Origin of the sequence: Micromonospora sp. A200 (assembly GCF_029893845.1) — a bacterium.
Taxonomy (GTDB): Bacteria; Actinomycetota; Actinomycetes; order Mycobacteriales; family Micromonosporaceae; genus Micromonospora; species Micromonospora purpureochromogenes.
This window is the reverse complement of record NZ_JARXXY010000026.1, coordinates 42,222-63,857: the sequence shown is the minus strand read 5'-3', so window position 1 is coordinate 63,857 and position 21,636 is coordinate 42,222. Positions and strand designations below refer to the sequence as shown.

Sequence of the window (21,636 nt, the reverse complement as noted above, 5' to 3'; positions counted from 1 at the left end):
GCCACACCCCGCTGGAGGCAGTGCCCGGCCCGCCCAGGGACAGGGGACACGACGCAGGGCAGCACCCCGATGAGCCACACCCCCGGTCCCGGCAGCGACGCCCCAAGCGCACCCCGCACGGGTTTCCGGGGGAGCCCGCCCGCGGAAGGATCACGCCTGACCGCCTGGAGCGGGCGGGCTCCCCCGGAAACCCCGACCTGGACCAAAGGCGAAGGCCTAGCCCCGAGACGAAGGCCTAGACGTGCCGCCGGCTCTGCACGATCCGGAACCGGTTCGCCACGTACGCCCCATCGGTCAGCGCGGCGTTCGCGGCCGGGTTGGCGCCGCTGCCGTGGAAGTCCGAGAACGCGGCCGACTGGTTCACGAAGACCCCGCCGGTCAGGTTGCAGGACAGGTGCACGCCGACGTCGACCGCGGCGGCCTCGGTCGCGTCCAGCACGGCCTCGTCGGTGGAGTAGACGGCGGCGGTCAGCGCGCCCTTCTCCCCCACCGTCGCGCGCATGATCTCCAGGCTGTGCGCGGTGGAATCGGTGGCGATGACGAAGGAGATCGGCCCGAACCACTCCCGGCCGTAGGTCGCGGTGTCGTCGGCGGCCAGCTTCACGATGGTCGGCGTCCGCACCACCGCGCCGGGCAGCGCCGGGTGCTCGACGGTACGCGACTCCAGCACCGGCTCGCCGACCTTGGTCACCTCGTCGAGCCGCTCCAGCACCCCGACGTTGACGATGGCGCCGGTCAGCTCGACCCCGCGCGCCGGGTCGGCGGTGAGCTTGCCGACCGCGCCAGCGATGCCGGCGGCCACCTCGTCGAAGCTCTTGTGCCCCTGGTCGGTCTCGATGCCGCCGGCCGGGATGAGGATGTTCTGCGAGGTGGTGCACATCTGGCCGCTGTACAGGGTCAGCGTGAAGCCGAGGTTGCGGCACAAGCCGGCGAAGTCGTCGGTGGAGTCGATGACCACCGTGTTCAGGCCGGCCTTCTCGGTGTAGACGGCCGCCTGCCGGGCGTTCGCCTCCAGCCAGTCGCCGTACTCGGTGGAGCCGGTGAAGTCGACGATCTTCACGGCGGGGTGCAGCGCCAGGGTGGAGGCGAGCTTCTCGCCCGGCCCCTCGGGGGCGAGCAGCACCAGGTTGGGGTCGAACCCGGCCTCGGCCAGCACCTCGCGGGCGTACCGGACGGTGATGGCCAGCGGCAGCACCGCGCGCGGGTGCGGCTTGACGACCACCGGGTTGCCGGTGACCAGCGAGGCGAAGAGACCCGGGTACGAGTTCCAGGTGGGGAAGGTGTTGCAGCCGATCACCAGCGCCACGCCCCGGGGCACCACGTGGAACGTCTTGGTCATCCGCAGCGGGTCGCCCTTGCCGGCCGCCTTCTCCCAGCCGGCCGTCCCCGGGTGCCGGGTCATCTCGGCGTACGCGTAGGCGAGCGCCTCCAGCGCGCGGTCCAGCGCGTGCGCGCCGCCGGCCTGGAAGGCCATCACGAACGCCTGGCCGCTGGTGAACTGCACCGCGTTGGCGAGCTCGAAGATGTGCTTGTGCAGCCGGTCGAGGATCTCCAGGCAGACGCCCACCCGGGCCTGCGGGCCGGCGTCGCGCCAGGCCGGCAGGGCGGCGGAGGCGGCGGCGACCAGCTCGTCGGCGGCGGCGTGCGGGTAGCGCACGTTCAGCTCCAGCCCGAAGGGGCTGGTCTCGGTGGCGACCCGGTCGCCCGAGCCGGGCTGGTCGAGGGGGAAGTCGCCGTTCAGGTACGCCTCGAAGGCGGCCTTGCCGTCGGCGGCGGCGGTCTCGCCGTACACCCGGGGGCTGGGTGACTCGGGATAGGCGGACCAGTATCCCCGCTCCGTGATGGCGGTCAGCGCACGGTTCAGGGTGTCGGCGTGCCTGTCGTACAGGGGGTGCGGGGTCTCCGTCATGCCCGCCATCATGCAACAGGTTGGTCCCAGATCAGTAGAGCAGTGTCACAAGTGGGATCGTCACCCGCCGCTCGGTCCGGCCGCCCGCTGGTTCCCCGGCGGTCAGAGCGTCAGTTGCCACTCCGTCGAGGCGTCGACCGGCCGGAAGCCGAGCTCCTCGTTGATCCGGATCATGTGCTCGTTCTCCGCCGCGTTGAAGGTGTCGATCGCGCGCAGCGCCGGTTCGTACGCCAGGGCGTGCCCGAGGTTCTCGATCTTGGTGAGCAGACCCAGCCGGTGGCCGCGGTGGGCCGGGTCGACGATGGTGATCTGCTGCCAGGCGTGCCAGTCCGCGCTGGCGCCGAGGCTGAGCATGCTCCAGGCGACCAGCCGGCCGGAGCGCTCGTCGACCGCCGCGACGTGGTAGCGGCGGCTGCCCCGGAGGTCGAGCGCCCGCTCGGTGCCCCGGATCCGGTCCGCGTCGACCCGCTCCTGCTCCCACTCGAGGTCGCCCAGGGGCGCGTCGGTCATCAGCCGGCCCTCCAGGTAGGCGACGTCGTCGACGTACTCCTCGGGGGTGGCCTGCTGCCAGCGGACCGTGCGGTAGCCGGCGGCCGCGCTCCGGGCGCCGGCCAGCAGGGTGTCCAACGCGGCCCGGTCGAGCGTGGTGGTGTCCAGCCGGCGGCGTACCGCCGCCAGCGCGGGGCGGGCGCCGACCGCCGCGGCGAAGGCCGCTCCGGCGGGGTCGCGGGCCGGGCCGCCGGGCAGGGCCGAGACGACCTCCCCCACCACCCGCTTGCGCCCCGCGTCGCGGAGCAGCCGCACCCCGTGCTCGTGCAGCGCCCGGCCGACGCCCCGCCGCCGGTACGCCGGGTGCACCACCAGTTCGGCGACGGCGTTGTCGGTGTTGTCCAGTTGCGGCAGCTCGAGGCGGAGCCAGCCGGCCGGCACCCCGTCGAGCCGGGCCAGCGCCCAGTGCACGACGAGGCCCGGCATCGGGTGCCGGACCAGCGCCTCGAAGCGCCGCCGGCAGTACGGCGGGAGGTCCGGCGCGTCCGCGTCGGTGACCGCCGCCCCGATCCGGTACGCCGCGTCGACGGCGGTCTGGTCGGTCGGCTCCAGCGCCGTGAGGGAGATGCCCATGCCGGTGAGCCTGCGGCACCGGAAAGCGAACGGGCCAGCGATTTTCTCGCTGGCCCGTTCGGACGTTGGTCGGGAGGGACGTCCACACAACGCCTCCGGCGTTGGGTCGTAAGAACTCAAAGTCTCCGGCGGATCGCCCTCCCGCACGGAGCATCTTGCGCCGTCCGGTTCCTGTCGTCAAGTCCTTGTCGGCGGGTTTTCCACACTCACAGCGAAAAGCCAGTTACCCGGCGGATCGACCCGATCCCCCGTCCGGGCGATCCGCCCATCCCCCGCGCGGCCGACCCCTCGCCCCGCTCCGGCTGCGCGGGCCGCCCACCGCCGCCCCCGTTTGCGGCGTGTCGCGGTGTCCCGGCGGCGGGAGGGCGCGACACGCCGCAAACGGGGGTCGATCAAGCGGGCCGGCGGCGTCAGGCGAGGAGGCCGGCGTCGCGGGCGGCGCGCAGCGAGGGCTTGATCCGGTGGGTCGGGCCGACCTGGCCGGCGACCGCGTCGATGGTCTTCAGGCCCTCGCCGGTGTTGAACACGACGGTCTCCGCGGTCGGGTCGAGCCGGCCGGACTCGACCAGCTTGCGCAGCACCGCCACCGTCACCCCGCCGGCCGTCTCGGCGAACACCCCGGTGGTCCGGGCGAGCAGCCGGATGCCGGCCCGGATCTCCTCGTCGTCCACGTACTCCATCCAGCCGCCGGTGCGGCGCACCGCCTCCAGGGCGTAGAGGCCGGCGGCCGGGTCGCCGATGTTGAGCGACTTGGCGATGCCGGTCGGCTTGACCGGGACGATGGTGTCGCTGTCGCCGTGCAGCGCGACCGCGATCGGGTTGCAGCCGGCGGACTGGGCGCCGAAGACCTTCCAGCCACCGGTCGGCGCCTCGACCAGGCCGATCTCGACCAGCTCGGAGAACGCCTTGTCGATCTTGGTGAGCAGCTCGCCGCTGGCCATCGGGATGACCACCTGGGCCGGGATCCGCCAGCCGAGCTGCTCGGCCACCTCGTAGCCGAGGGTCTTGGAGCCCTCCGCGTAGTACGGGCGGACGTTGACGTTGACGAACGCGGTGTCCTCGAACTCGTCGGTCTCTACCAGCTCGCCGCAGAGCCGGTTCACGTCGTCGTACGACCCGTCGATGGCGACCAGCTCGCCGCCGTAGACGGCGGTGGTGACCACCTTGCCCTGCTCCAGGTCACCGGGGATGAAGACCACCGAGGGCACGCCGGCCCGGGCCGCGTGGGCGGCCACCGAGTTGGCCAGGTTGCCGGTGGAGGCGCAGGCGAACCGGGTGAAGCCGAGCGCCCGAGCGGCGGTCAGCGCCACCGAGACCACCCGGTCCTTGAACGAGTGGGTCGGGTTGGCGCTGTCGTCCTTGACCCAGAGCGGCGCGGTGATGCCCAGCTCGGCGGCCAGGTGCGGGGCGGCGACCAGCGGGGTCAGCCCCGGGTCGAGCGTCACCCGGGTGGCCGGGTCCTGGCCGGCGGGGAGCAGGGCGGCGTACCGCCAGATGTTCTGCGGGCCGGCCTCGATCCGCTCCCGGGTGACGGCGGCCAGGGCGGCGGTGTCGTAGTCCACCTCCAGCGGCCCGAAACACTCGTAGCAGGCGTGCTGGGCGGCGAGCGGGTACCGCGCGGAACAGGCGCGGCAGACCAGGGCGCGGGCCGGGCTGGCGGTGGTGTCGATGCCGGGGGCGGCGGGAAGCGTCGACGTCATGTCGAGAGTCCTCTCATCTTTCCCCGCATCGCACCCTGCGGCGGGGACGGAATTGGCACCTGCCCGCGCCGGCTCGTCATCGAGCGTGCGGGTGGTTGCCGGGGCGTCGTCGGGCCGTATCCCTCAGCCCCTCTGGATGAGGTATGCAGTTGTGCCACCGAGTCTAGAAGTTCCGCGACCCGAACCCGACCCCGGTTCCCACGCTGTGAGCTGAGGCCGTGGGTGGCGGGGGGTCGGTACGGTGCGGGCGATCCCGTCGAGAGAGGAAATCTCCGCCCATGCGCCGGACCCTGCCGAGCTTCGCGGCCGTCACGTTGGCCTGCCTGCTCACCGCGTGCGGAGGTGACACCGGGACGACCGACACCGCGTCCACCACCGTCACCCCGTCGGCGGACGCGGCTCCGGCCGCCATCGCGCCCAGCGCCACGCCGACCACGGCGGCGCCGGCCGCGCCCGCTCCGGCGGAGACCCTGACGGCGAAGCCGAAGCCGCCCGCCGCCCCGGCGCTGACCTGCAAGCAGCTCGCCGGTGCGCACGTCGGCAGCGCCAAGGTGCCTACAACGGCTACCCGGACCACCTGCCGCTGATCGAGGGCCGCTGGTCGGGCGAGGACGGCGCGACCGTGCTGTTGCAGAAGCCGTGCGGGATCGGCGACCTCGACGGGGACGGGGCGGCCGACGCGGTCGGCGTGGTCGCGTTGAACGGCGGGGGCAGCGGCACCTTCTTCACCGTGCTCGCCTGGCGCAACAGCGGCGGCAAGCCGGCCTTCCGGGCGCTGGCCGATCTCGGCGACCGCACCCCGGTCCTGTCGGTCAAGGTGGCCGGGCAGCAGGCCACCGTCGTCTGGCTGACCCGCAGCGACGGCAGGAGCATGGCCGAGCTGGACATCAGGCGCACGTCGACGTACCAGCTCTCGGGCCCGACGCTGGTCGAGGTGGGCCACACCGACGCGCCGTACTCGCCCTGACCGGGTCGCCGCCGGAGCCGTGCGGAACGGCTCCGGCGGATGGTGGCCGGCGGGGTCAGGCGGGTACGGAGTTCCGGCCCGCCGGCGCGGGGGTGGCCACGCCGGCGCGGCGTCGACCGATCAGGCGGTCGAGCGCCCAACTGCCCGGCCCGAGCACGACCACCAGGGCGAACGCCCAGCAGAACAGGGCGGCGAGCTCGCCGTTGTTGTGTATCGGCAACAGGCCGTCCGGCTGATGCACGACGAAGTAGGCGTACGCCATCGAGCCGGAGGCGAGCAGCGCGGCGGGCCGGGTGAGGAGCCCGACCAGCACCAGCGCGCCGCACACCGCCTGGATCAGCGCCGCCCACCAACCCGGCCACTGCCCCACGGGCAGCGACTCGCCTGTGCCGCGGGCGCCACCGAGCACGCCGAAGAGCGACGACAGGCCGTGGCAGAGGAAGAGCAGGCCGATGACCATACGGAAGAGGGACAGGGCGGGTCCGTTGAACCGGTCGAGATTCATCTCGCTACCTCCGGGTGAGTGGAAACGGTGCACCCAGGATCAGCCAGGAAATATCCGACCTAATGAACTTTTTGTTAACGAACGCGCCGTCTGGGCGATTCAACGCTCAAGGCCACCCCGCCGTCAGCTCGTGACATCCTTTCGGGTGAACCGCCAGAAGGCCAGCCCCCAGAAGAGCGTCGCGTAGCTCACCGCCGAGATCGCGCCCCGCACCACGTCGTCGGTCTGCACCGGAGTGGAGAGCAGGCCGAGCCAGGCGGTGCTGTAGTGCGTCGGCAGGAAGTTGCGCAGCCCGCCGAGGGCGGTGATCTGATCCAGGATGCTGGAGAGGATCCAGAGCAGCACCGCGCCACCGACCGCGCCGAGCGCGGCGTCCGTGGTCACCGACAGCAGGAAGGCCAACCCGGCCACCACCAGCAGGACGACCGCCAGGTAGCCGAGCACCGCCAGCAGCCGCAGCAGCCCGTCGCTCGGCGCCAGTTCCGCCGCGACCTGGCTGCGCAGCGGCTCCCAGCCGTACCGCAGGGTGCCGGCGAGCAGGGCGGTGCCGGCGAGCAGCAGCAGGGCCAGCGCCGAGTACGCGAGCGCGACCAGCAGCTTCACCGCGAGCAGCCGGGACCGGGGCACCGGCACCGCCAGCAGGTAGCGCAGGCTGCCCCAGCTCGCCTCGCTGGCCACGGTGTCCCCGCAGAACAGGGCCACGACCACGACCAGCAGGAACGACGCCGAGACGAAGATCGAGAAGAGGGTGAAGTTGAGCCCGCCCGAGGTGGCCAGCTCGACCAGGCTGCCGAACTCGTTGCGCCCGTTGTCGTCGTCGTCGCCAGAGTCGAACTGGAAGGCGATCAGGATGATCAGCGGCAGCAGCACCATGAACCCCAGCGCGAGCTGGGTACGCCGCCGCGACGCCTGCCGGCGGAACTCGGCCGCGAACGGCAGGGTCGCCGACGGCCGGTAGCCGGCGGCCGCCCCGCCCGGTCCGACCCGGCCGGCGTCGGCCGGACCCGCCGTGTCGATGGATGAGCCCGCCATCACCGGTCCCCGCTTCCCCGAGAATTCTCGCCCACCAGGGCGAGGAACGCGTCCTCCAGGCGGCGCCGCGGCACCACCCGGTCCACCCCGATCCCGGCCCGGACCAGCTCCGCCACCACCTCGCTGCGCGCGGTGCCGTTGGTGTCTACCACCAGGCCGCCGTCACCGTCGGGCAGCACCCGGACCCCCTTCAGGCGGTCCAGCACGACCCGCGCGGCGGCCGGGTCGGTCACGTCGAAGAGCACGCTCGGCGAATCGCCGACGATCTCCTCGACCGGCCCGGAGGCGACGATTCGGCCCTTGTTGACCACCACCGCGTGGGTGCAGGTCTGCTCCACCTCGGCGAGCAGGTGGCTGGAGACCAGCACCGCCCGGCCGTCGGTGGCGTACCGCTGGAGCACCCGGCGCATCTCGGCGATCTGCGGCGGGTCGAGCCCGTCGGTCGGCTCGTCCAGCACCAGCAGCTCCGGCAGGCCGAGCATGGCCTGCGCGATGGCCAGCCGCTGCTTCATGCCGTGGCTGTAGTTCTTGATCCGCCGGTGCACCGAGTCGCCCAGTCCGGCGATCTCCAGCGCCTCGTCGAAGTGCGCGTCGGCAGCCGGCCGCCCGGTGGCCCGCCAGTACGCCCTCAGGTTCTTTAGCCCGGACAGGTGCGGCAGGAAGCCGGGCCCCTCGACCAGCGCGCCGATCCGGGACAGCACCGGCGAGCCCGGCACCAGCCGGTGCCCGAAGACGTAGATCTCCCCGGCGGTGGGCTGGGTCAGCCCCATCAGCACCCGCAGGGTGGTGGTCTTGCCCGCGCCGTTCGGCCCGAGCAGGCCGACCACCTGCCCGGGGTGCACCTCGAAGTCCACGTTGGAGACGGCGACGAAGCCGTCGGCGTACTCCTTGCGGAGCTGGCGGACGGCGAGTGGGACGCCCGCGTACTCCGGGTGGACCGAGCTGTCCTGGCGGCGGTGCCGGCGGCGGGCGACGGCGACGACCACGGCGAGCCCGACCGCGATGGCGGCGAGCAGCCCGACCAGCACCCAGCGCCAGACGGTGGCGGTGGTGGGGATCGGCTCGGCGTCGACCGTCGGCAGGCTGACCGGGGCGTCGCCCGTCGCCACCGTGTAGACGGTCGGCTCGGCGGGCGTGGTGTACGCCTGGTCGGAGGTGGCGACCACGACCCGCAGCCGGTGCCCGGCCTCGATCCGGCGGACGATCGCCGGCAGCGTGACGGTGACCGGCCGCGCGCCGTCGAGGCTCTTCGGCAGGCCGGTCAGCCGCACCGGGGCGACCAGGCCGTCGGGGAGCGTCGCGGCGCCGTTCGGGTCGACGTCGTAGAGCTTGACGAAGAGCACCGCCGCACCGGTCGGCGAGGCCGCCCGGAGCGCGAAGGTGGGTGACCCGGCGACGTCCACCGCGTCGGCCAGCGGCGCCGACTCGAACCGGGCGTGCTGGCCGGGGACGTCGCCGGCCACCCCGCCGAGCAGCGAGCCGAGCGCGCCGGCGAAGGGTACCGAGGAGATCGCCGCCGGGTTGCCGTTCGGCGGGTTGGCGATCGGCTGGGCCGGGCCGGTGACGGCGACCTCGCGCCGGGCGTCCCCGGCGATGCCCGGGTAGTCGGCGGTGCGGTAGCCGGTGGCCACCAGCCCCCGGTCGAGGGCGTCGAAGCCGGCGATCCGGGAGAAGGTGAAGCCGTCGCCGGGAGCCGCCCCCTCGCCCTTGACGTAGTGGTCGAGCCACTGCGCGGTCAGGAACTTCACCCGGTCGGAGTCGCTGGTCGGCCCGGTGCCGCCGTCGTGGCCGCCGGTGAACCAGGCCACCCGCACCGGGGTGCCGGCGGCGGCGATGCCGCGCGCGTTGGCGTCCGCCTCGGTCAGCGGGAAGAGGCTGTCCGCCTCGCCCTGCACCAGCAGGGTCGGCGCCTTGATCCGGTCGAGGACGCCGGCCGGCGAGGAGCGGCGCAGCAGGTCCACCGCCGCCTGGTCGGCCCGCCCGGTGGTGGCGATCCGCAGGTACGCGGCGCAGATGTCGGCGGCGAACCGGCCGCAGGACGGGTCGGCGGCCGGCGCGGGGCCGGGCCCCGGACCGGTGCCCGGTCCCGCGCCCGGCGCCGGGCTGGCCGGTCCGGCGGAAGCGGGAGCGCCCTCCGGCTGGGCGGCCGAGGTGCCGGAGAGCCCGGCCGGCCCGGAGCCCGCGTTGCCGCCGCCGCCGAAGAAGATCCCGGCCCAGCCCCTCTTGAACACCCCGTCGGTCGCCGGCCGGCCAGTGCTCTCCGGGAGGAAGGCCCGGGAGAGGTCGTTCCAGGTGATCATCGGGACGATCGCGTCGACCCGCTGGTCCTGGGCGGCCAGCAGCAGGGCCAGGCCGCCGCCGTACGAGCCGCCGACCACGCCCACCCGGGGGTCGCCGGCGGCGTCGGTGCGGATCTCCGGGCGCTCCGCGAGCCGGTCCAGCAGCCGCTGGGCGTCCCGGATCTCATAGTCGGGGTGGTCCAGGTGGATCTGGCCGCCGCTGCGGCCGAAGCCACGCGCGGTCCAGGTCAGCACGGCGTAGCCGCGGGTGACGAGGTCCTCCGCGTCGGACCGGACCGAGTCCTTCGTACCGCCGAAGCCGTGCGCCAGCAGCACCGCCGGCACCCTGCGGTCGGCCGAGGCGTCGTCGGGCAGCCAGAGCGTGGTGTCCAGTTCGACCGGCTGGTCGCCGGCCGGTCCGGATCGGACGGTGACCAGGGCGGACTCGGTGCGGAAGCCGGGCCGGTCCGGTCGGGCCGCCCAGACGGCGGCGGCGACCAGCAGCACGACGACCACCGACGCGACCGCGACCCGGCGGCGGCTGGCCAGGACGCGCCGCAGCCACGCGGCCGACAGCGGTGATCTCATGTGGCTCACGGTACGGCCCGGTTCCTGAGCGTTGGCTGGGATCCTCCGTACGTCCGTCCGGTTCGTCCGATCGACGAGCGGGGTCGATCGAGCGCGCGCCGTCCAGACCATTACCGGGGGGACGACTTCGGATCACGTGAATTCCGATCTTAGCTCCCAAATCGACTCGGATCAGACCATGACGGCTACCCCGGCGACACTTTCCGTGGCGATCGGTGAACGGCATGTGACATCGCTCGTAGTGACGCGAAGTTGACTGAACAACCACGGCATGAGCCAGGGCCGGGTCGGTTAGTTTTCCGGTCCGGTGTACGGGACTCCATTGGCGACCCCCGACACCCGGAGGAGATCCCCCGCCGTCGCCGGAGGAGACAGACCCATGACCGTCCCCGCGCAGCGGGTCCGTCGACGGCCCTCCGGCCGCGTACTGCCGCTGCTGCTCGTCGTGGCGATGCTGGCGCCGGTGGCCTTCCTCTTCGCGCAGCATGACCGGCTCACCGGCGACGACCGCGACCTGGCGGTCCGGGAACGACTCGGCGTCGAGTACCTGCGCGCGCTCGGCCCGGTGACCGAGGCGCTGGTGGACGCCCAGTCCGCCGCGGTGGCCGGCCGCCCCGCCGGCCGCGACGCGCTGGACCGGGCCGTCCGGGACGCCGCCGGGGTCGACGTGCGCATCGGCGACGAGCTGCGCAGCCACGAGCGGTGGGCCGGCCTGCGCGCCAAGCTGGAGGCGCTGCCGGAGCGGCCGCTCACCGACCCGGAGGCCGCCTTCGTCGCGTACGGGGAGGTCACCGACCTGCTGCTGGCCCTGCACCGCAAGGTGCGGGAGAGCTCCGGTCTGGTCCGCGACCCCCGGCAGGACTCCTTCTTCCTCCAGGACAGCATCGGCCTGGACCTGCCGACCGCCATGGTCGCCGCCGGCCGGCTCGCCGACCTGAGCGCGCTCGGCGCCACCCGGCCGGCCGCCGAACGCGCCCGCACCCAGGGCGAACTGGCCGAGCTGCGGGTCGGCGCGCTCGCCTCCGCCACCGACCTGGTCGCCGACCTGCGCGAGGCGGTGGACAGCTCGGAGAGCACCGACCTCGGTACCAACGTGCTCACCCCGCTGGACACCTACCAGCGTGCCGTCGAGGCGCTCGCCGCCTTCTCCGGGCCGAGCGCCGGATCGAAGACCGGGCTCGCCGACCCCGGCCAGGTCGCCGCCGCCCGGCTCAACGCGCAGTCCGCCGCCCGGCAGCTCCAGCCGGTCATCCTCGACCAGCTCGACGCGCTGCTGAAGGAGCGGATCGAGTCGTACGACCGGGACCGCCGGCTGGCCGCCGGGGCCGCCGGCACGGCGGTGCTGCTCGTGCTGCTCCTCGCCGGCGTGCTGATCGCCGCGTACCGGCGGGCGCGGCGGTACACCGCCGAGGCCCGGCGCGCCGGCGACGGCGACACCGACACGGTGCCCGAGCCGCAGCGCTGGGCGCCGCCGGCGGCGGAGCGGAGCATCCGCCCGGAGGACCACCGGCTGCTCCAGCCGGCCGGCTCGGGCCGCGACGGCGGATCCGAACGCTGGGGGCCCTTCGATGCTGCTCGGTAGGCTCCGGATCCGGGGAAAGCTCGCCCTGCTGGTCTTCATCCCGCTGCTCAGCACGGTCGGGCTGGCCGTACCGGTGGTGCTCGACCGGGTCGCCGCCGCCCAGCGGGCCGGCGAGACCGCCGACACCGTGCGGCTCGCCAGCCGGATCGGCAGCCTGGTCCAGGACCTCCAGCAGGAACGCGTCATGTCGGTGGGGCTGCTGCTCGGCCGGGTGCAGCGCAGTGAGCTGATCCAGAAGGCGGCCATGGTGGACGACCTGGTCGCCGACCTGCGCGCCGACTACGCCGGCCGGCTCTCCGCCGAGACCACCGCCGCCCTGGACGGGGTGCACGAACTCGCCGAGCTGCGCACCCAGGTGCTCACCCGCGCCGCCACCCCGGCCCAGGTGATGGAGGCGTACGGGCCGATCGACATGGCCCTGATCGACTCGTTGCAGCTGCCGTCGAAGGTGGACACCACCGTCCCCGCCGGGCGGCAGGTGCTGGCGCTCGACGCGCTGCTGCGGGCCGACGAGGGGCTGGGCGCCTGCGCCACCCTGATCGTGCTGGTCAAGGCGACCAGCAACCCGCGGGTGTCCGCCTCCTACATCGCCTGCATGGCCGCGCTCCAGGTGGACAACCTGCGGTTCCGCAGCCTGATCACCCCGGAGCAGTACCAGCTCGCCCTGCTGGACGACGCGGCGGTGGCCGCCCGGACCAGCCCGACCTTCCTCGTCGACAGCGTCCAGGACCCGATCGCGGCGATCCGGGACGTCCCGCTGGACGCGCTCTTCCCGTCGGTCCGCTCGATGATCACCCTCGGCCAGTTCGTGGAGAAGAAGGTCGTCGCCGACGTCATCGCCCAGACCACCGCCGACAAGCGCTGGGCGCTCACCACGGCCTGGCTGGTGGCCGGGGCGGCCGGCCTGGTCCTGCTGACCGTGGTGCTGCTCAGCGTCGCGGTGGCCCGTACGGTCGCCCGGCCGCTGACCCGACTCACCCGCTCCGCCGACCGGGTGGCCCGGGTCGCCGAGGCCGAGCTGGTGCGGGTCGCCGACGACGAGTCCGACACCGGCCCCCCGGTACGCCTCGACCCGGTCGACGTCCGGGCCCGGGACGAGATCGGCGACCTGGCCCGCGCCTTCGAGCGGGTGCAGAGCACCGCCGCCCGGCTGGTCGAGCGCCAGGTGGCCGGCCGGCGCAACGTGGCGCAGATGTTCGGCCACGTCGGACGGCGTACCCAGAACCTGGTCGGCCGGCAGATCGCGCTGATCGACCGGCTGGAGCGGCAGGAGACCGACCCGGGCCGGCTGGCGCACCTGTACCGGCTGGACCACATCTCCAGCCGGCTGCGCCGCAACGCGGGCAGCCTGGTGGTGCTCTCCGGCGCGACCGGCAGCGACGGGCACGTCGCCCCGGTGCCGCTGGCCGACGTGGTACGGCTGGCGCTGGGCGAGATCGAGGACTACACCCGGGTCGACGTGCGGGTGCCGGCCGAGATTTCCGCCGCGCCCGCCATCGCCGGCGACCTGGTGCTGGCGCTGGCCGAGCTGATGGAGAACGCCACCGTCTTCTCGCCGCCGCACACCCGGGTGGTGGTCTCCGGCGAGCTGACCGAGATCGGCGCCCGGATCTGCGTGGTGGACCGGGGCATCGGCATGACCGAGGACCGGCTGGCCGAGGAGAACGCCCGGCTGACCCGCCGGGAGCGGCTGGACCTGGCCCCCACCGAGGTGCTCGGCCTCTTCGTGGTGGGCCGGCTGGCCCGCCGGCACGGCTGGACGGTGCGCCTCGCCCCGACCGCCGGCGGCGGGGTCACCGCCCGGCTGGACGTGCCGCACCCGCTGCTGGTGGTACGGCCGGCCGACCCGGCCGGCGCGACCGTGGCGCGGGCCGCCGTACCGGATCGGGACCGGCGGTCGCCGGCCGCCGCGATCGACCCGGCCCGGTCCGGCCGCGCACTCACCGCGGCGCCGGCCGACAGCCCGGCCGCCACCTTCGATCCCGCGCTGCTGAACCGGGCCACCCGCACGATGGCGGCCGGCGAATCCTGGGACGCGTTCGGCGCCGGGGCGGCACCGACCGGGGGCACCGCGTTCCTGGAGATCCGGCAGCCCGACCCGGACGCCGCGGCGGACCCGGCCACCCCCGGCGGGCTGCCGCGACGGCGCCGGCCCGACGAGGTCGCCGGCCGACCCGCGCCGACCGGTGCGGACGTGCCGGTCGCCGGCCGGCCGCCGGCCCCCGCCCCGCAGTCGGTGGAGCTGTCGCTCGCGCCGTCGCTCTTCACGCCGGCGGCCGGCCCACCGTGGGCGGAGGCGCCGCCCGTCCCGGCGGCGCCCGCGCCGTCGCTCTTCGCGCCGGCCGGCCCGCCGTCCTGGCCACCGCCCGGCGAGGCCGGGACGCCGACGGTCCGGCAGCGGGTGCCGGGGGCGACCCTGTCACCGGCCGAGCCGGCGATCGGCCCGGTGGACGCCACCGGCGCGGACCCGGACGCCGCCCGGACGCTGGTCGAGCAGTTCCAGTCCGGGGTACGCCGGGCCGAGCAGTCCGGCTGGGCCGACCTCGGCGCCACCCCGGGCCGGCCACGGCTGAGCCGACGGGTGCCCGGGGCCAACCTGGCGGTCACCCCGCCGCAGCAGGCCCAGGTGAGCCAGCCGCCGCAGGACCCGACCGAGGTCCGGGAGCTGATCACGGAGTTCGAGGCGGGCGTCGCCCGTGCTCTGCGTGAAGTCAACACCGACCACCGCCACGACGAAGAGGAATCATCACGGTGACCAGCCCCTTCCTGCACGACAACGTCGACCACCCGACCCACGCCGGGCCCGACCTCAGCCCGGAGGCACGCACCTTCAACTGGCTGCTGGACTCGTTCACGTCGAGCACCGCCGGGGTCCTGGAGGCGATCGCCGTCTCCTCGGACGGGCTGCTGATGGCCATGTCGGCCATCAAGGACCGGTCCAACGCCGAGCGGCTCGCCGCCGTCGTCTCCGGCATGACGAGCCTGGCCGGCGGCGCGGCGAGCTGGTACACCCTCGGCGGCCTGAACCGGGTGATCGTGGACATGGCCGACGGCTACCTGCTGATCAGCGCGATCAGCAGTGGCTCGGTGCTCGGCGTCGTCGCCGACCGGTCGGCCAACCTGGGCACCGTGGCGTACGAGATGACCCTCTTCGCCGGGCGGGCCGGCGGCGCCCTCAGCCCGACCCTCATCGCCGAGCTGAAGAACGCCGTTCAGCAATGACCCCGCAGGCCGCCGGCGAGGGACCGGAACCGGACCCGATGGTCCGGATCCGTCCCTACCTGCGGACGCCGGCACCGACCGGCGGGGGCGTACCGGCGACGAGGCCGGCGCCCGGGCCCGACCCGCGGGCCGAACGGCCGGCCGGCCCGCGCCCGTTCGTGCTCACCGCCGGGCGGGTCACCGGTACCGACCCGGCGATCGGTCTGGAGACCCAGGTGACCGCGCGACCGGGCGGCGGCCCGTGGACGGCCACCTCGGCGGCCCGGCTCGCCCCGGAGTTGCAGGCGATCATCGCGCTCTGCGGTGAACCGATCTCGGTCGCCGAGATCTCCGCCCGGATGCGGATGCACTTCGGCGTGGCCTGCGTCCTGGTCGGCGACCTGCGGGCCGCCGGCCACCTCGACGTGCACGTCGGGGGCGTCGACGACGCCCTCGACCCCGACCTCATCCTGCGAGTGATTGATGGACTCCGTGCGATCTCCTGAATGGCCGGTCGCCCCGCTGGGCGGGGTCTCCTCGAACAGCGCCGCCACCCGCTACGGCAGCCCGGTGGGCGGTGGGCAGGACGTACCGCCCGCGCCGCCCGCGACCCCGCCACCGCCGTACCGGCCGCCGGCCGCCACGGGCGGGGCGGCCCGGACCGCGCCGGGTGGCCGGCCGCCGATCCCGGTGAAGATCCTCATCGCCGGGGGCTTCGGCGTCGGCAAGACCACCACGGTCGGCGCGATCTCCGAGATCGCCCCGCTGACCACCGAGGCGTCGATGACGAGCGCGGGCCTCGGCGTGGACGATCCGGGCGTACGGAGCACGAAGACCACCACCACGGTGGCGATGGACTTCGGCTGCGTCACCATCGACCGCACCCTCAAGCTCTACCTGTTCGGCACGCCCGGGCAGGCCCGGTTCGGGTTCATGTGGGAGGACCTGGCCCGGGGCGCGCTCGGCGCGCTGGTGGTGGTGGACAGCGCGCGGCTGGACGACTGCTACCCAGCCATCGACTTCTTCGAGCGGGCCGGGCTGCCGTTCGTCGTCGGGGTGAACGCCTTCGACGGACGGCTGGCGCACGACCTGGGGGCGATCCGGTGGGCGCTGGCGATCGGCGACCACGTGCCGCTGGTGCGGTTCGACGCCCGGGACCGGCTCTCGGTGCGGGACGCCCTGCTGGTCGTCCTGGACGGCGCGCTGGACCGCGCCACCCGGGAGAGGGGGACGTGAACCGTTCGCCGGTACGACCCGTTCATCAGGAAGAGGGGGACGTGATGAGAGGTGGTCTGGACGAGACGCTGGCCCGGCTGGCCCGCCGGGAGGAGGCGCTGCGGCGCCGGGCGGGCGAGCCGGGCGAGGAGGCCGGGGCGTCGACCGTCGCCTTCGAGGCGACCGGCCACCCCGGGCGGTCGGACGGCCCGGGGTGGGACGGGGCCGGCCGGTCGGAGGCGGCGCGGACCGGGGTGGGACGGTCGGCCGCCCACGGGCGCGACCCGGTGGAGGAGGTCGCCGAGGCGGTCCGCCAGGTGGTGGCCGAGCACCCCGGGTTGTCGGTCGTCATGCGGGTGGAGCACGAGGGCCGGACGTACCCGCTGCGGGTCGACTGGGCGGACACGGCGGTGACGGTCGCCGCGGAGAACACGGCCACGCCCCCGCCGCCCTGGCCGAGGCCGGTCAACACCGGGCCGGTGTGGTCGGCGGGCCGGGACGGGACGGGCGCCGACCAGGCGGCCCGGCTGGCCGAGATGGTCCGCCGGGACCCGTCGCTGCTCGCCGACGACCGGTGACCGTGACGGCCGGGCGGGGGTGTCGGGGGCCGCTACTCTCGGGCGATGGCCGAACCGGACCTGACCCTCACCGCGAGCCTGCGGCCTGCCGCGCTGGACGCCCGACGGGGCATCGTGCGGCTGCACCCGGAGGTGCTGACCGCGCTGGCGCTGCGCCCCGGCGACCCGGTGCGGCTGGTCGGCCGGCGGGTGACCGCCGGCATCGTGGCGCCCGCCGAGCCGACCGCGAGCGCCGCCCTGCTCTACGCCGACGATCTGGTACTGGGCAACCTCGGGCTGCGCGACGGTGGCCGGGTGACGATCGGCCCGGCACCGGTGGTCCCCGCCCGCCGGGTGACGCTGAGCGGGCCGGTGGCGGTGGTGGCCGCGGTGTCGCCGGAGATGCTGCGGCTCGCCCTGCTGGGCAAGATGGTCACCCCCGGCGACGACGTCTCCCTGCTGCCGCAGGACGTGCTGCCGGACGCCTCGGTGCGCAGCCTGGTCGAGGCCGCGCGGCGCAGCCTCGCCAACACCGTCGGGTACGCCTGGACCAGCACCCTGCTCACCGTCGTGGACGCCGAGCCGGACGCCGGCGCGCTGGTCACCATGGACACCGTGGTCGGCTGGGAGCACGGCCCGGCCACCCACGGCTCGCCGGGACCGGCCCGCCCCACCACCGCCCGCCTCGCGCCCGGCTCGGCGCCGGGCGCCCACCCCACCACCGGGACGGGCCGGAACGGCACCCCCCAGGCCGCGACCGGGACGCTGCGGTACCGGAGCGGTCCCGGCCTGGACGGCGCCGGGCTCGACGGCACCGGGCTGGACGGCAGCGGGACGGTCGCGGCGGACGAGGCGCCGCACGTGGACGAGCTGCCCGGGCTGCGGACCCAGGCCGAGGAGTTGACCGAGCTGCTCGACCTCGGCTTCCACCACCGCGAGGTGCTGGGCCGGCTCGGCACCACCGTCTCGCTCGGCGTGCTGCTCAGCGGGCCGGCCGGCTCGGGCAAGTCGGCGCTGGTCCGGGCGGTCGCCGCCGCCGTCGGCGCACGGGTGCGCCCGCTCTGGGCGCCCGAGCTGGCCGCGCTGAGCAACGACGCGGCGGCCCGCCGGCTCCGCGAGGCCGCCACCGAGGTACGCGCCGGCGGGCCGGCCGTGCTCCTGGTCACCGACGTGGAGGCGCTGGCCCCGGCCGAGGAGCCCGGTCCACTGGCCACCGTGTTCCGCCAGGCGATCGCCGAGACCGTCCGCGCCGGGGCGGCGGTGGTCTGCACCACCTCCCGTCCCGAGGCGGTCGACCCGGCGCTGCGCGCCCCGGACCTGCTCTCCCTGCGGATCACCGTCCCGCTGCCCGATCCGGCGCTGCGTCGCGAGCAGCTCACCGTGCTGACCCGGCAGGTGCCACTGGCCGAGGACGTCCGGCTGGACGAGGTCGCCGGCCGTACCCCCGGGTTCGTCGCCGCCGACCTGGCCGCGCTGGTGCGCGAGGCCGGGGTCCGCGCGGCCCTGCGGCAGAAGGCCGTCGAGCGGCCGACGGTGGCGATGGCCGATTTCACGGCGGCGCTGGAGGTGGTCCGGCCGACCACGATGGCCGCGTCCACCCTGGAGCTGGCCTCGGTCACCCTGGACGACGTCGGCGACCTGGTCGAGGTGAAGCAGACCCTCACCGAGTCGGTGCTGTGGCCGTTGACCTATCCGGACACCTTCGCCCGGCTGGGCGTGCAGCCGCCCCGGGGCGTGCTGCTCTACGGGCCGCCCGGATGCGGCAAGACCTACCTGGTGACCGCGCTGGCCGGGTCGGGCCGGGCGAACGTGCTGTCCGTGAAGGGCGCGGAGCTGCTCTCCAAGTGGGTCGGCGAGAGCGAACGCGCCGTCCGGGAGCTGTTCCGCCGGGCCCGCGAGGCCGCGCCCACGCTGGTCTTCCTCGACGAGGTGGACGCGCTGGCCCCGGTGCGCGGCCAGGCCAGCGACGGGGGTACGACCGACCGGGTGGTCGCCGCGCTCCTCACCGAGCTGGACGGGGTGGAGGCGCTGCGCAACGTGGTGGTGGTCGCCGCGACCAACCGGCCGGACCTGGTCGACCCCGCACTGCTGCGCCCCGGGCGGCTGGAACGGCTGGTCTACGTGCCGCCGCCGGACGGTCCCGCCCGGGCGGAGATCCTGCACGCCGCGTCCCGGACCGTGCCGCTCGCCCCGGACGTGGACCTCGCCGCGCTCGGCGGGGAGCTGGACGGCTTCTCGGCGGCGGACTGCGCCGCGCTGGTCCGGGAGGCCGCGCTGGCCGCGATGCGCGAGTCGCTGGCCGCGTCCACGGTCACCGCCGGGCACGTGGCCACCGCCCGGCGGCGGGTGCGCCCCTCACTCGACCCGGCGCAGGTGGCCTGGCTGGCCGCGTACGCGGAGAAGCACGCGGCACGCTGACGGGCAACCCGTCGAGGGCGTCCGGGGCCCTCAGTCGGTGGGCAGCAGCGGGCCCAGCGGACCGAGGTCGAGGTTGAGGTCCTCGGGGGCGAGGCCGAAGTACTGGCGCAGCTCGGCCATCTGCTCCTCCAGTGCCATCAGCGTGGCGCCCACCCGTTCGATCTGCTCCTCGGTGAGATCGCCGAGGTCGACCCGGCGCAGCGCCTGCCGTTCCATCAGCTGGCGCAGCAGCTCGATCACGGTGAGCACGAGGCTGGCCAGTCCCCGCTCGACGGAGTCCCGGTCGACGGCGAGCCGCCGGTCCAGCGGCGTCACCCGGGGGGCCTGCCAGGCGGCCGTCTCGCCGAGGGCCGCGGCCAGGTCGGCGGCCTCGTCCCGGCGCGGCCCCGGCCCGGTCACCCGACCTCCCCGGGCAGCACCACGACACCGGGCGACCCGACCGCACCGGGCCGCGCCTCCCCGAGCGGCTCGGGCAGCTCGGGCGGGGTGAGCGCGCCGACGGACGCGACCAGCGCGCGCAGCGAGATGCGGACCAGGTCGATGTCGGCGATGGCCAGGGTGATGTCGCCCGAGATCACCACCCCGGTGGCGAGCACCCGGTCGAGCAGGTCGACCAGCGCCACCGGGCGGTAGGCCAACGGGTCGTCGGCACTGCTCGGGGCGAGCGAGGTGGTCACCACGCCGGCTCCCGCCGCACCGGGTGCGCGGGCTCCTCCGGACCGTCCGCCACGAAGGAGTACGGCGGCCACGGGCCGGTCAGCTCCAGCCGGATCTCCGGATGCCGGTCGGCGAGTTCCCGGACCAGCGCGGCGAAGCCCGCCACCCCGGCGGTCTCCACCAGGTAGGCGCCGTTGAGCACCATGGCGGTCGGGGCGCCGGAGAGCCGCCGGTCCTGGGGAGCGTGCCGGCGCGCGACGGCGGCGTACCCGGCGAGGGCGGCGTGCACCGCCGCGGCGGCCTCCCCGGCGATCCGCTGCCCCTCGTCGCGGGCGGTCAGCTCGGCCCGGCGCCGCCGCAGGTACGCCGCGCCCGGCCCGCGCCCGCCGTCGGCGGCCTCGGTGCGGGGCAGGGCGCCCGGCACCACGTACCCCTTGACGCCCCACTCGCCGCGGCCGGTCAGCCGGTGCAGCGTCGCGGCCAGCTCGGCCTGCCGCTCGGCGAGCATGGCGGCGACCCGGGTGTCGTCGTGGTGCACGGTGGCCAGCCGGGCCGGCACCACCGCGCCGGCCCGGCTGAGCGCGTCCACCACCGCGTGGTGCGCCCGCGCCGCGCGCTCCAGCCAGGCCAGGTCCTCCAGGTTGCGGCGCAGCGCCTCCTCGCCGTACTCGGTCAGCGGCGCGGCGCTGACCACCGCCGCCAGGCCGGCGGCCCGGACGGCCCGCACCGGCCCACCGTCCATGCCGGGGACCGCGGCCAGGGCGGCCGGGTCCGGGTCGCGGACCACACCGTGCAGCCAGGCGCCGACGGTGACCGCCGGATCAAGTGCCGTACTCATTCCACCCCTCCCGTGCGGCCGCCCGCCGGGCCACCCGGGGCCGGCGTTCCGCCTCCACCTGCTCCGGGTCGCGCGGCCCCGGCTCGACCGGCGGGCGGGCCTTCGAGCTGAGCCACGGATCGTGCTCCCACCAGTCGATGCCGATCTGCCGCGCGGTGTCCACCGAGGCGATGACCAGCCGCAGCTTCAACGTCAGCAGCTCGATGTCGAGCAGGCTGACCCGGATGTCGCCGGCGATCACGATGCCCCGGTCGAGCACCCGTTCGAGGATGTCGCCGAGGTTGGCCGGCTCGTGCCCGGCGCCCATCACCTGGCCGGTGTTCTGCACCACCGCTGGCCGCGGACTGGTCATCTCAACCCCCGTCGCCCTTGCCCCGCTGGTAGCGGCGCGTCCGCCGGTAGCCCAGCAGGCCACCCGCCATGTCGAGTTCGACCTCGTAGAGGCCGAGCAGGTCGGTGGAGGCCGGGATGCGGTGGTCCTCCACCACCTCCACCCCGACCAGCCAGCCGTCGTCGGTGGGCTGGATCGAGGTGACGCCGAGCGGGTCCTTGCCGGTCAGGCCGACGAGCTGGCGCAGCCCCTCGCGGGCCGCCTCGGCGGCCGAGATCGGCTCGTAGTCCTCGTCGTCGTACCGGTCGTCCTGCCGCACCGGCTCCTGCCGGCGCTCGCGGTCACCGTCTCCCCGCACGCGTCCTGGGGCCATCCCGCTCACCTCCCTCGCCGTCGATCGGGGTCGTCCCGCCGGTCCATCCGCCGTGCCTGACCCGCCGCCCGGCGGCGGGCGGGTGGCCGCCGGGGCGGGCGGGCCGGCGTGGCGGCGGTGTCCGCCCCGCCGCCGGCGCCGGCGCCGGTCAACCGGTCCAGGACCCGCTGCTGCCCCCGGTCCCGTTCTTCCGGGGTGATGTCGCCGGCCTCCGCCGCCCGGTCCAGCTCCTCCAGCTCGCGCCGGATGTTGGCCGGGTCGTACTGCCGCGACTCCGCCTCCCGGGCAATCACCTTGACCACCGCGGTGAGCCCCCGCACCGGGGCGTACGGCAGGGTCAGCAGCGTCCAGAGGATGTCCAC

The 21,636-nt window shown here is 75.1% G+C and carries 21 protein-coding genes and 1 riboswitch; of the genes, 9 read left to right on the top strand and 12 right to left on the bottom strand.

What is annotated here, in order from left to right:
- Nucleotides 1-235: 235 nt before the first annotated feature.
- From paaN to thrC, 3 genes are all read right to left on the bottom strand, one after another.
- Nucleotides 236-1,909: a phenylacetic acid degradation protein PaaN gene (paaN, locus tag M2302_RS23545; protein ID WP_280840013.1), complete on the bottom strand. Its 1,674-nt coding sequence runs from the start codon at nt 1,907-1,909 to the stop codon at nt 236-238.
- A 102-nt stretch (nt 1,910-2,011) separates the two neighbouring features.
- Entirely contained in the window at nt 2,012-3,031 is a 1,020-nt protein-coding gene (locus tag M2302_RS23540) for a GNAT family N-acetyltransferase (protein WP_280840012.1), read from the bottom strand.
- 410 nt (nt 3,032-3,441) lie between these two features.
- A complete protein-coding gene (gene thrC / locus M2302_RS23535) occupies nt 3,442-4,731 on the bottom strand; it encodes a threonine synthase (RefSeq protein ID WP_280840011.1) in 1,290 nt (429 codons plus the stop codon).
- A gap of 10 nt (nt 4,732-4,741) precedes the next feature.
- Nucleotides 4,742-4,874, bottom strand: a riboswitch (SAM riboswitch).
- Nucleotides 4,875-5,009: 135 nt separating this feature from the next.
- Between thrC and M2302_RS23530 the strand changes: the two genes are divergently transcribed.
- Together M2302_RS23530 and M2302_RS23525 are read left to right on the top strand one after the other, a co-directional pair.
- Nucleotides 5,010-5,318: a hypothetical protein gene (locus M2302_RS23530; protein WP_280840010.1), complete on the top strand. Its 309-nt coding sequence runs from the start codon at nt 5,010-5,012 to the stop codon at nt 5,316-5,318.
- Nucleotides 5,319-5,353: 35 nt separating this feature from the next.
- Nucleotides 5,354-5,698 carry a hypothetical protein gene (locus M2302_RS23525; RefSeq protein ID WP_280840009.1) on the top strand — a complete coding sequence of 115 codons (345 nt, stop codon included), beginning with the start codon at nt 5,354-5,356 and terminating at the stop codon, nt 5,696-5,698.
- 55 nt (nt 5,699-5,753) lie between these two features.
- On the opposite strand, the gene M2302_RS23520 is transcribed toward M2302_RS23525, so the two are convergent.
- The 3 genes from M2302_RS23520 to M2302_RS23510 all read right to left on the bottom strand — a co-directional run bounded on the left by M2302_RS23520 (nt 5,754) and on the right by M2302_RS23510 (nt 10,102).
- A complete protein-coding gene (locus M2302_RS23520) occupies nt 5,754-6,203 on the bottom strand; it encodes a DoxX family protein (RefSeq protein ID WP_210773701.1) in 450 nt (149 codons plus the stop codon).
- Nucleotides 6,204-6,326: 123 nt separating this feature from the next.
- Complete coding sequence (locus M2302_RS23515; protein ID WP_280840008.1) at nt 6,327-7,235, bottom strand: ABC transporter permease subunit; 909 nt, start codon at nt 7,233-7,235, stop codon at nt 6,327-6,329.
- Nucleotides 7,235-10,102: an alpha/beta fold hydrolase gene (locus M2302_RS23510; RefSeq protein WP_280840007.1), complete on the bottom strand. Its 2,868-nt coding sequence runs from the start codon at nt 10,100-10,102 to the stop codon at nt 7,235-7,237. Before M2302_RS23510 ends, M2302_RS23515 begins: the two co-directional genes overlap by 1 nt.
- 379 nt (nt 10,103-10,481) lie before the next feature.
- Here M2302_RS23510 and M2302_RS23505 point away from each other — a divergent pair, with 379 nt between their 5' ends.
- Genes M2302_RS23505 through M2302_RS23475 form a run of 7 tightly spaced genes read left to right on the top strand, consistent with a single transcriptional unit; the run spans nt 10,482 to nt 19,075 of the window.
- Nucleotides 10,482-11,684, top strand: a complete 1,203-nt coding sequence (locus M2302_RS23505) for a hypothetical protein (protein WP_280840006.1) — start codon at nt 10,482-10,484, stop codon at nt 11,682-11,684.
- On the top strand, nt 11,671-14,439 hold the full coding sequence (locus tag M2302_RS23500; protein ID WP_280840005.1) for a nitrate- and nitrite sensing domain-containing protein: 2,769 nt from the start codon (nt 11,671-11,673) through the stop codon (nt 14,437-14,439). Before M2302_RS23505 ends, M2302_RS23500 begins: the two co-directional genes overlap by 14 nt.
- On the top strand, nt 14,436-14,906 hold the full coding sequence (locus tag M2302_RS23495; RefSeq protein WP_280840004.1) for a roadblock/LC7 domain-containing protein: 471 nt from the start codon (nt 14,436-14,438) through the stop codon (nt 14,904-14,906). The genes M2302_RS23500 and M2302_RS23495 overlap by 4 nt, the downstream gene beginning before the upstream one ends.
- Nucleotides 14,903-15,391, top strand: coding sequence for a DUF742 domain-containing protein (locus M2302_RS23490; protein ID WP_280840003.1), 489 nt, complete (start codon nt 14,903-14,905; stop codon nt 15,389-15,391). The genes M2302_RS23495 and M2302_RS23490 overlap by 4 nt, the downstream gene beginning before the upstream one ends.
- Entirely contained in the window at nt 15,369-16,121 is a 753-nt protein-coding gene (locus M2302_RS23485) for an ATP/GTP-binding protein (RefSeq protein ID WP_280840002.1), read from the top strand. The genes M2302_RS23490 and M2302_RS23485 overlap by 23 nt, the downstream gene beginning before the upstream one ends.
- A gap of 44 nt (nt 16,122-16,165) precedes the next feature.
- Nucleotides 16,166-16,678, top strand: coding sequence for a hypothetical protein (locus M2302_RS23480; protein ID WP_280840001.1), 513 nt, complete (start codon nt 16,166-16,168; stop codon nt 16,676-16,678).
- Between the two features lie 45 nt (nt 16,679-16,723).
- Entirely contained in the window at nt 16,724-19,075 is a 2,352-nt protein-coding gene (locus M2302_RS23475; protein ID WP_280840000.1) for an AAA family ATPase, read from the top strand.
- A 30-nt stretch (nt 19,076-19,105) separates the two neighbouring features.
- On the opposite strand, the gene M2302_RS23470 is transcribed toward M2302_RS23475, so the two are convergent.
- The 6 genes from M2302_RS23470 to M2302_RS23445 are packed head-to-tail and all read right to left on the bottom strand — an operon-like array spanning nt 19,106 to nt 21,636.
- Complete coding sequence (locus M2302_RS23470) at nt 19,106-19,474, bottom strand: gas vesicle protein K (protein ID WP_280839999.1); 369 nt, start codon at nt 19,472-19,474, stop codon at nt 19,106-19,108.
- The gene (locus tag M2302_RS23465) at nt 19,471-19,755 is read right to left on the bottom strand and encodes a gas vesicle protein (RefSeq protein ID WP_280839998.1); all 285 of its coding nucleotides are present in this window, start codon (nt 19,753-19,755) and stop codon (nt 19,471-19,473) included. Before M2302_RS23465 ends, M2302_RS23470 begins: the two co-directional genes overlap by 4 nt.
- The gene (locus tag M2302_RS23460; protein WP_280839997.1) at nt 19,749-20,570 is read right to left on the bottom strand and encodes a GvpL/GvpF family gas vesicle protein; all 822 of its coding nucleotides are present in this window, start codon (nt 20,568-20,570) and stop codon (nt 19,749-19,751) included. Before M2302_RS23460 ends, M2302_RS23465 begins: the two co-directional genes overlap by 7 nt.
- Nucleotides 20,554-20,922, bottom strand: coding sequence for a gas vesicle protein GvpJ (gvpJ, locus tag M2302_RS23455; RefSeq protein WP_154941509.1), 369 nt, complete (start codon nt 20,920-20,922; stop codon nt 20,554-20,556). The genes M2302_RS23460 and gvpJ overlap by 17 nt, the downstream gene beginning before the upstream one ends.
- Before the next feature lies 1 nt (nt 20,923).
- The gene (locus tag M2302_RS23450) at nt 20,924-21,274 is read right to left on the bottom strand and encodes a gas vesicle protein (protein ID WP_280839996.1); all 351 of its coding nucleotides are present in this window, start codon (nt 21,272-21,274) and stop codon (nt 20,924-20,926) included.
- A 5-nt stretch (nt 21,275-21,279) separates the two neighbouring features.
- Nucleotides 21,280-21,636 carry a gas vesicle protein GvpG gene (locus tag M2302_RS23445; RefSeq protein WP_280839995.1) on the bottom strand — a complete coding sequence of 119 codons (357 nt, stop codon included), beginning with the start codon at nt 21,634-21,636 and terminating at the stop codon, nt 21,280-21,282.

Bases quoted from the DNA above. Each gene is read 5' to 3' on its own strand.
- M2302_RS23480 (WP_280840001.1), top strand. From the start codon at position 16,166: ATGAGAGGTGGTCTGGACGAGACGCTGGCCCGGCTGGCCCGCCGGGAG.
- thrC (WP_280840011.1), bottom strand. From the start codon at position 4,731: ATGACGTCGACGCTTCCCGCCGCCCCCGGCATCGACACCACCGCCAGC.
- M2302_RS23460 (WP_280839997.1), bottom strand. From the start codon at position 20,570: ATGAGTACGGCACTTGATCCGGCGGTCACCGTCGGCGCCTGGCTGCAC.
- M2302_RS23530 (WP_280840010.1), top strand. From the start codon at position 5,010: ATGCGCCGGACCCTGCCGAGCTTCGCGGCCGTCACGTTGGCCTGCCTG.
- paaN (WP_280840013.1), bottom strand. From the start codon at position 1,909: ATGACGGAGACCCCGCACCCCCTGTACGACAGGCACGCCGACACCCTG.
- M2302_RS23490 (WP_280840003.1), top strand. From the start codon at position 14,903: ATGACCCCGCAGGCCGCCGGCGAGGGACCGGAACCGGACCCGATGGTC.
- M2302_RS23505 (WP_280840006.1), top strand. From the start codon at position 10,482: ATGACCGTCCCCGCGCAGCGGGTCCGTCGACGGCCCTCCGGCCGCGTA.
- M2302_RS23540 (WP_280840012.1), bottom strand. From the start codon at position 3,031: ATGGGCATCTCCCTCACGGCGCTGGAGCCGACCGACCAGACCGCCGTC.
- M2302_RS23485 (WP_280840002.1), top strand. From the start codon at position 15,369: ATGGACTCCGTGCGATCTCCTGAATGGCCGGTCGCCCCGCTGGGCGGG.
- M2302_RS23475 (WP_280840000.1), top strand. From the start codon at position 16,724: ATGGCCGAACCGGACCTGACCCTCACCGCGAGCCTGCGGCCTGCCGCG.
- gvpJ (WP_154941509.1), bottom strand. From the start codon at position 20,922: ATGACCAGTCCGCGGCCAGCGGTGGTGCAGAACACCGGCCAGGTGATG.
- M2302_RS23510 (WP_280840007.1), bottom strand. From the start codon at position 10,102: ATGAGATCACCGCTGTCGGCCGCGTGGCTGCGGCGCGTCCTGGCCAGC.
- M2302_RS23500 (WP_280840005.1), top strand. From the start codon at position 11,671: ATGCTGCTCGGTAGGCTCCGGATCCGGGGAAAGCTCGCCCTGCTGGTC.
- M2302_RS23450 (WP_280839996.1), bottom strand. From the start codon at position 21,274: ATGGCCCCAGGACGCGTGCGGGGAGACGGTGACCGCGAGCGCCGGCAG.
- M2302_RS23515 (WP_280840008.1), bottom strand. From the start codon at position 7,235: ATGGCGGGCTCATCCATCGACACGGCGGGTCCGGCCGACGCCGGCCGG.
- M2302_RS23520 (WP_210773701.1), bottom strand. From the start codon at position 6,203: ATGAATCTCGACCGGTTCAACGGACCCGCCCTGTCCCTCTTCCGTATG.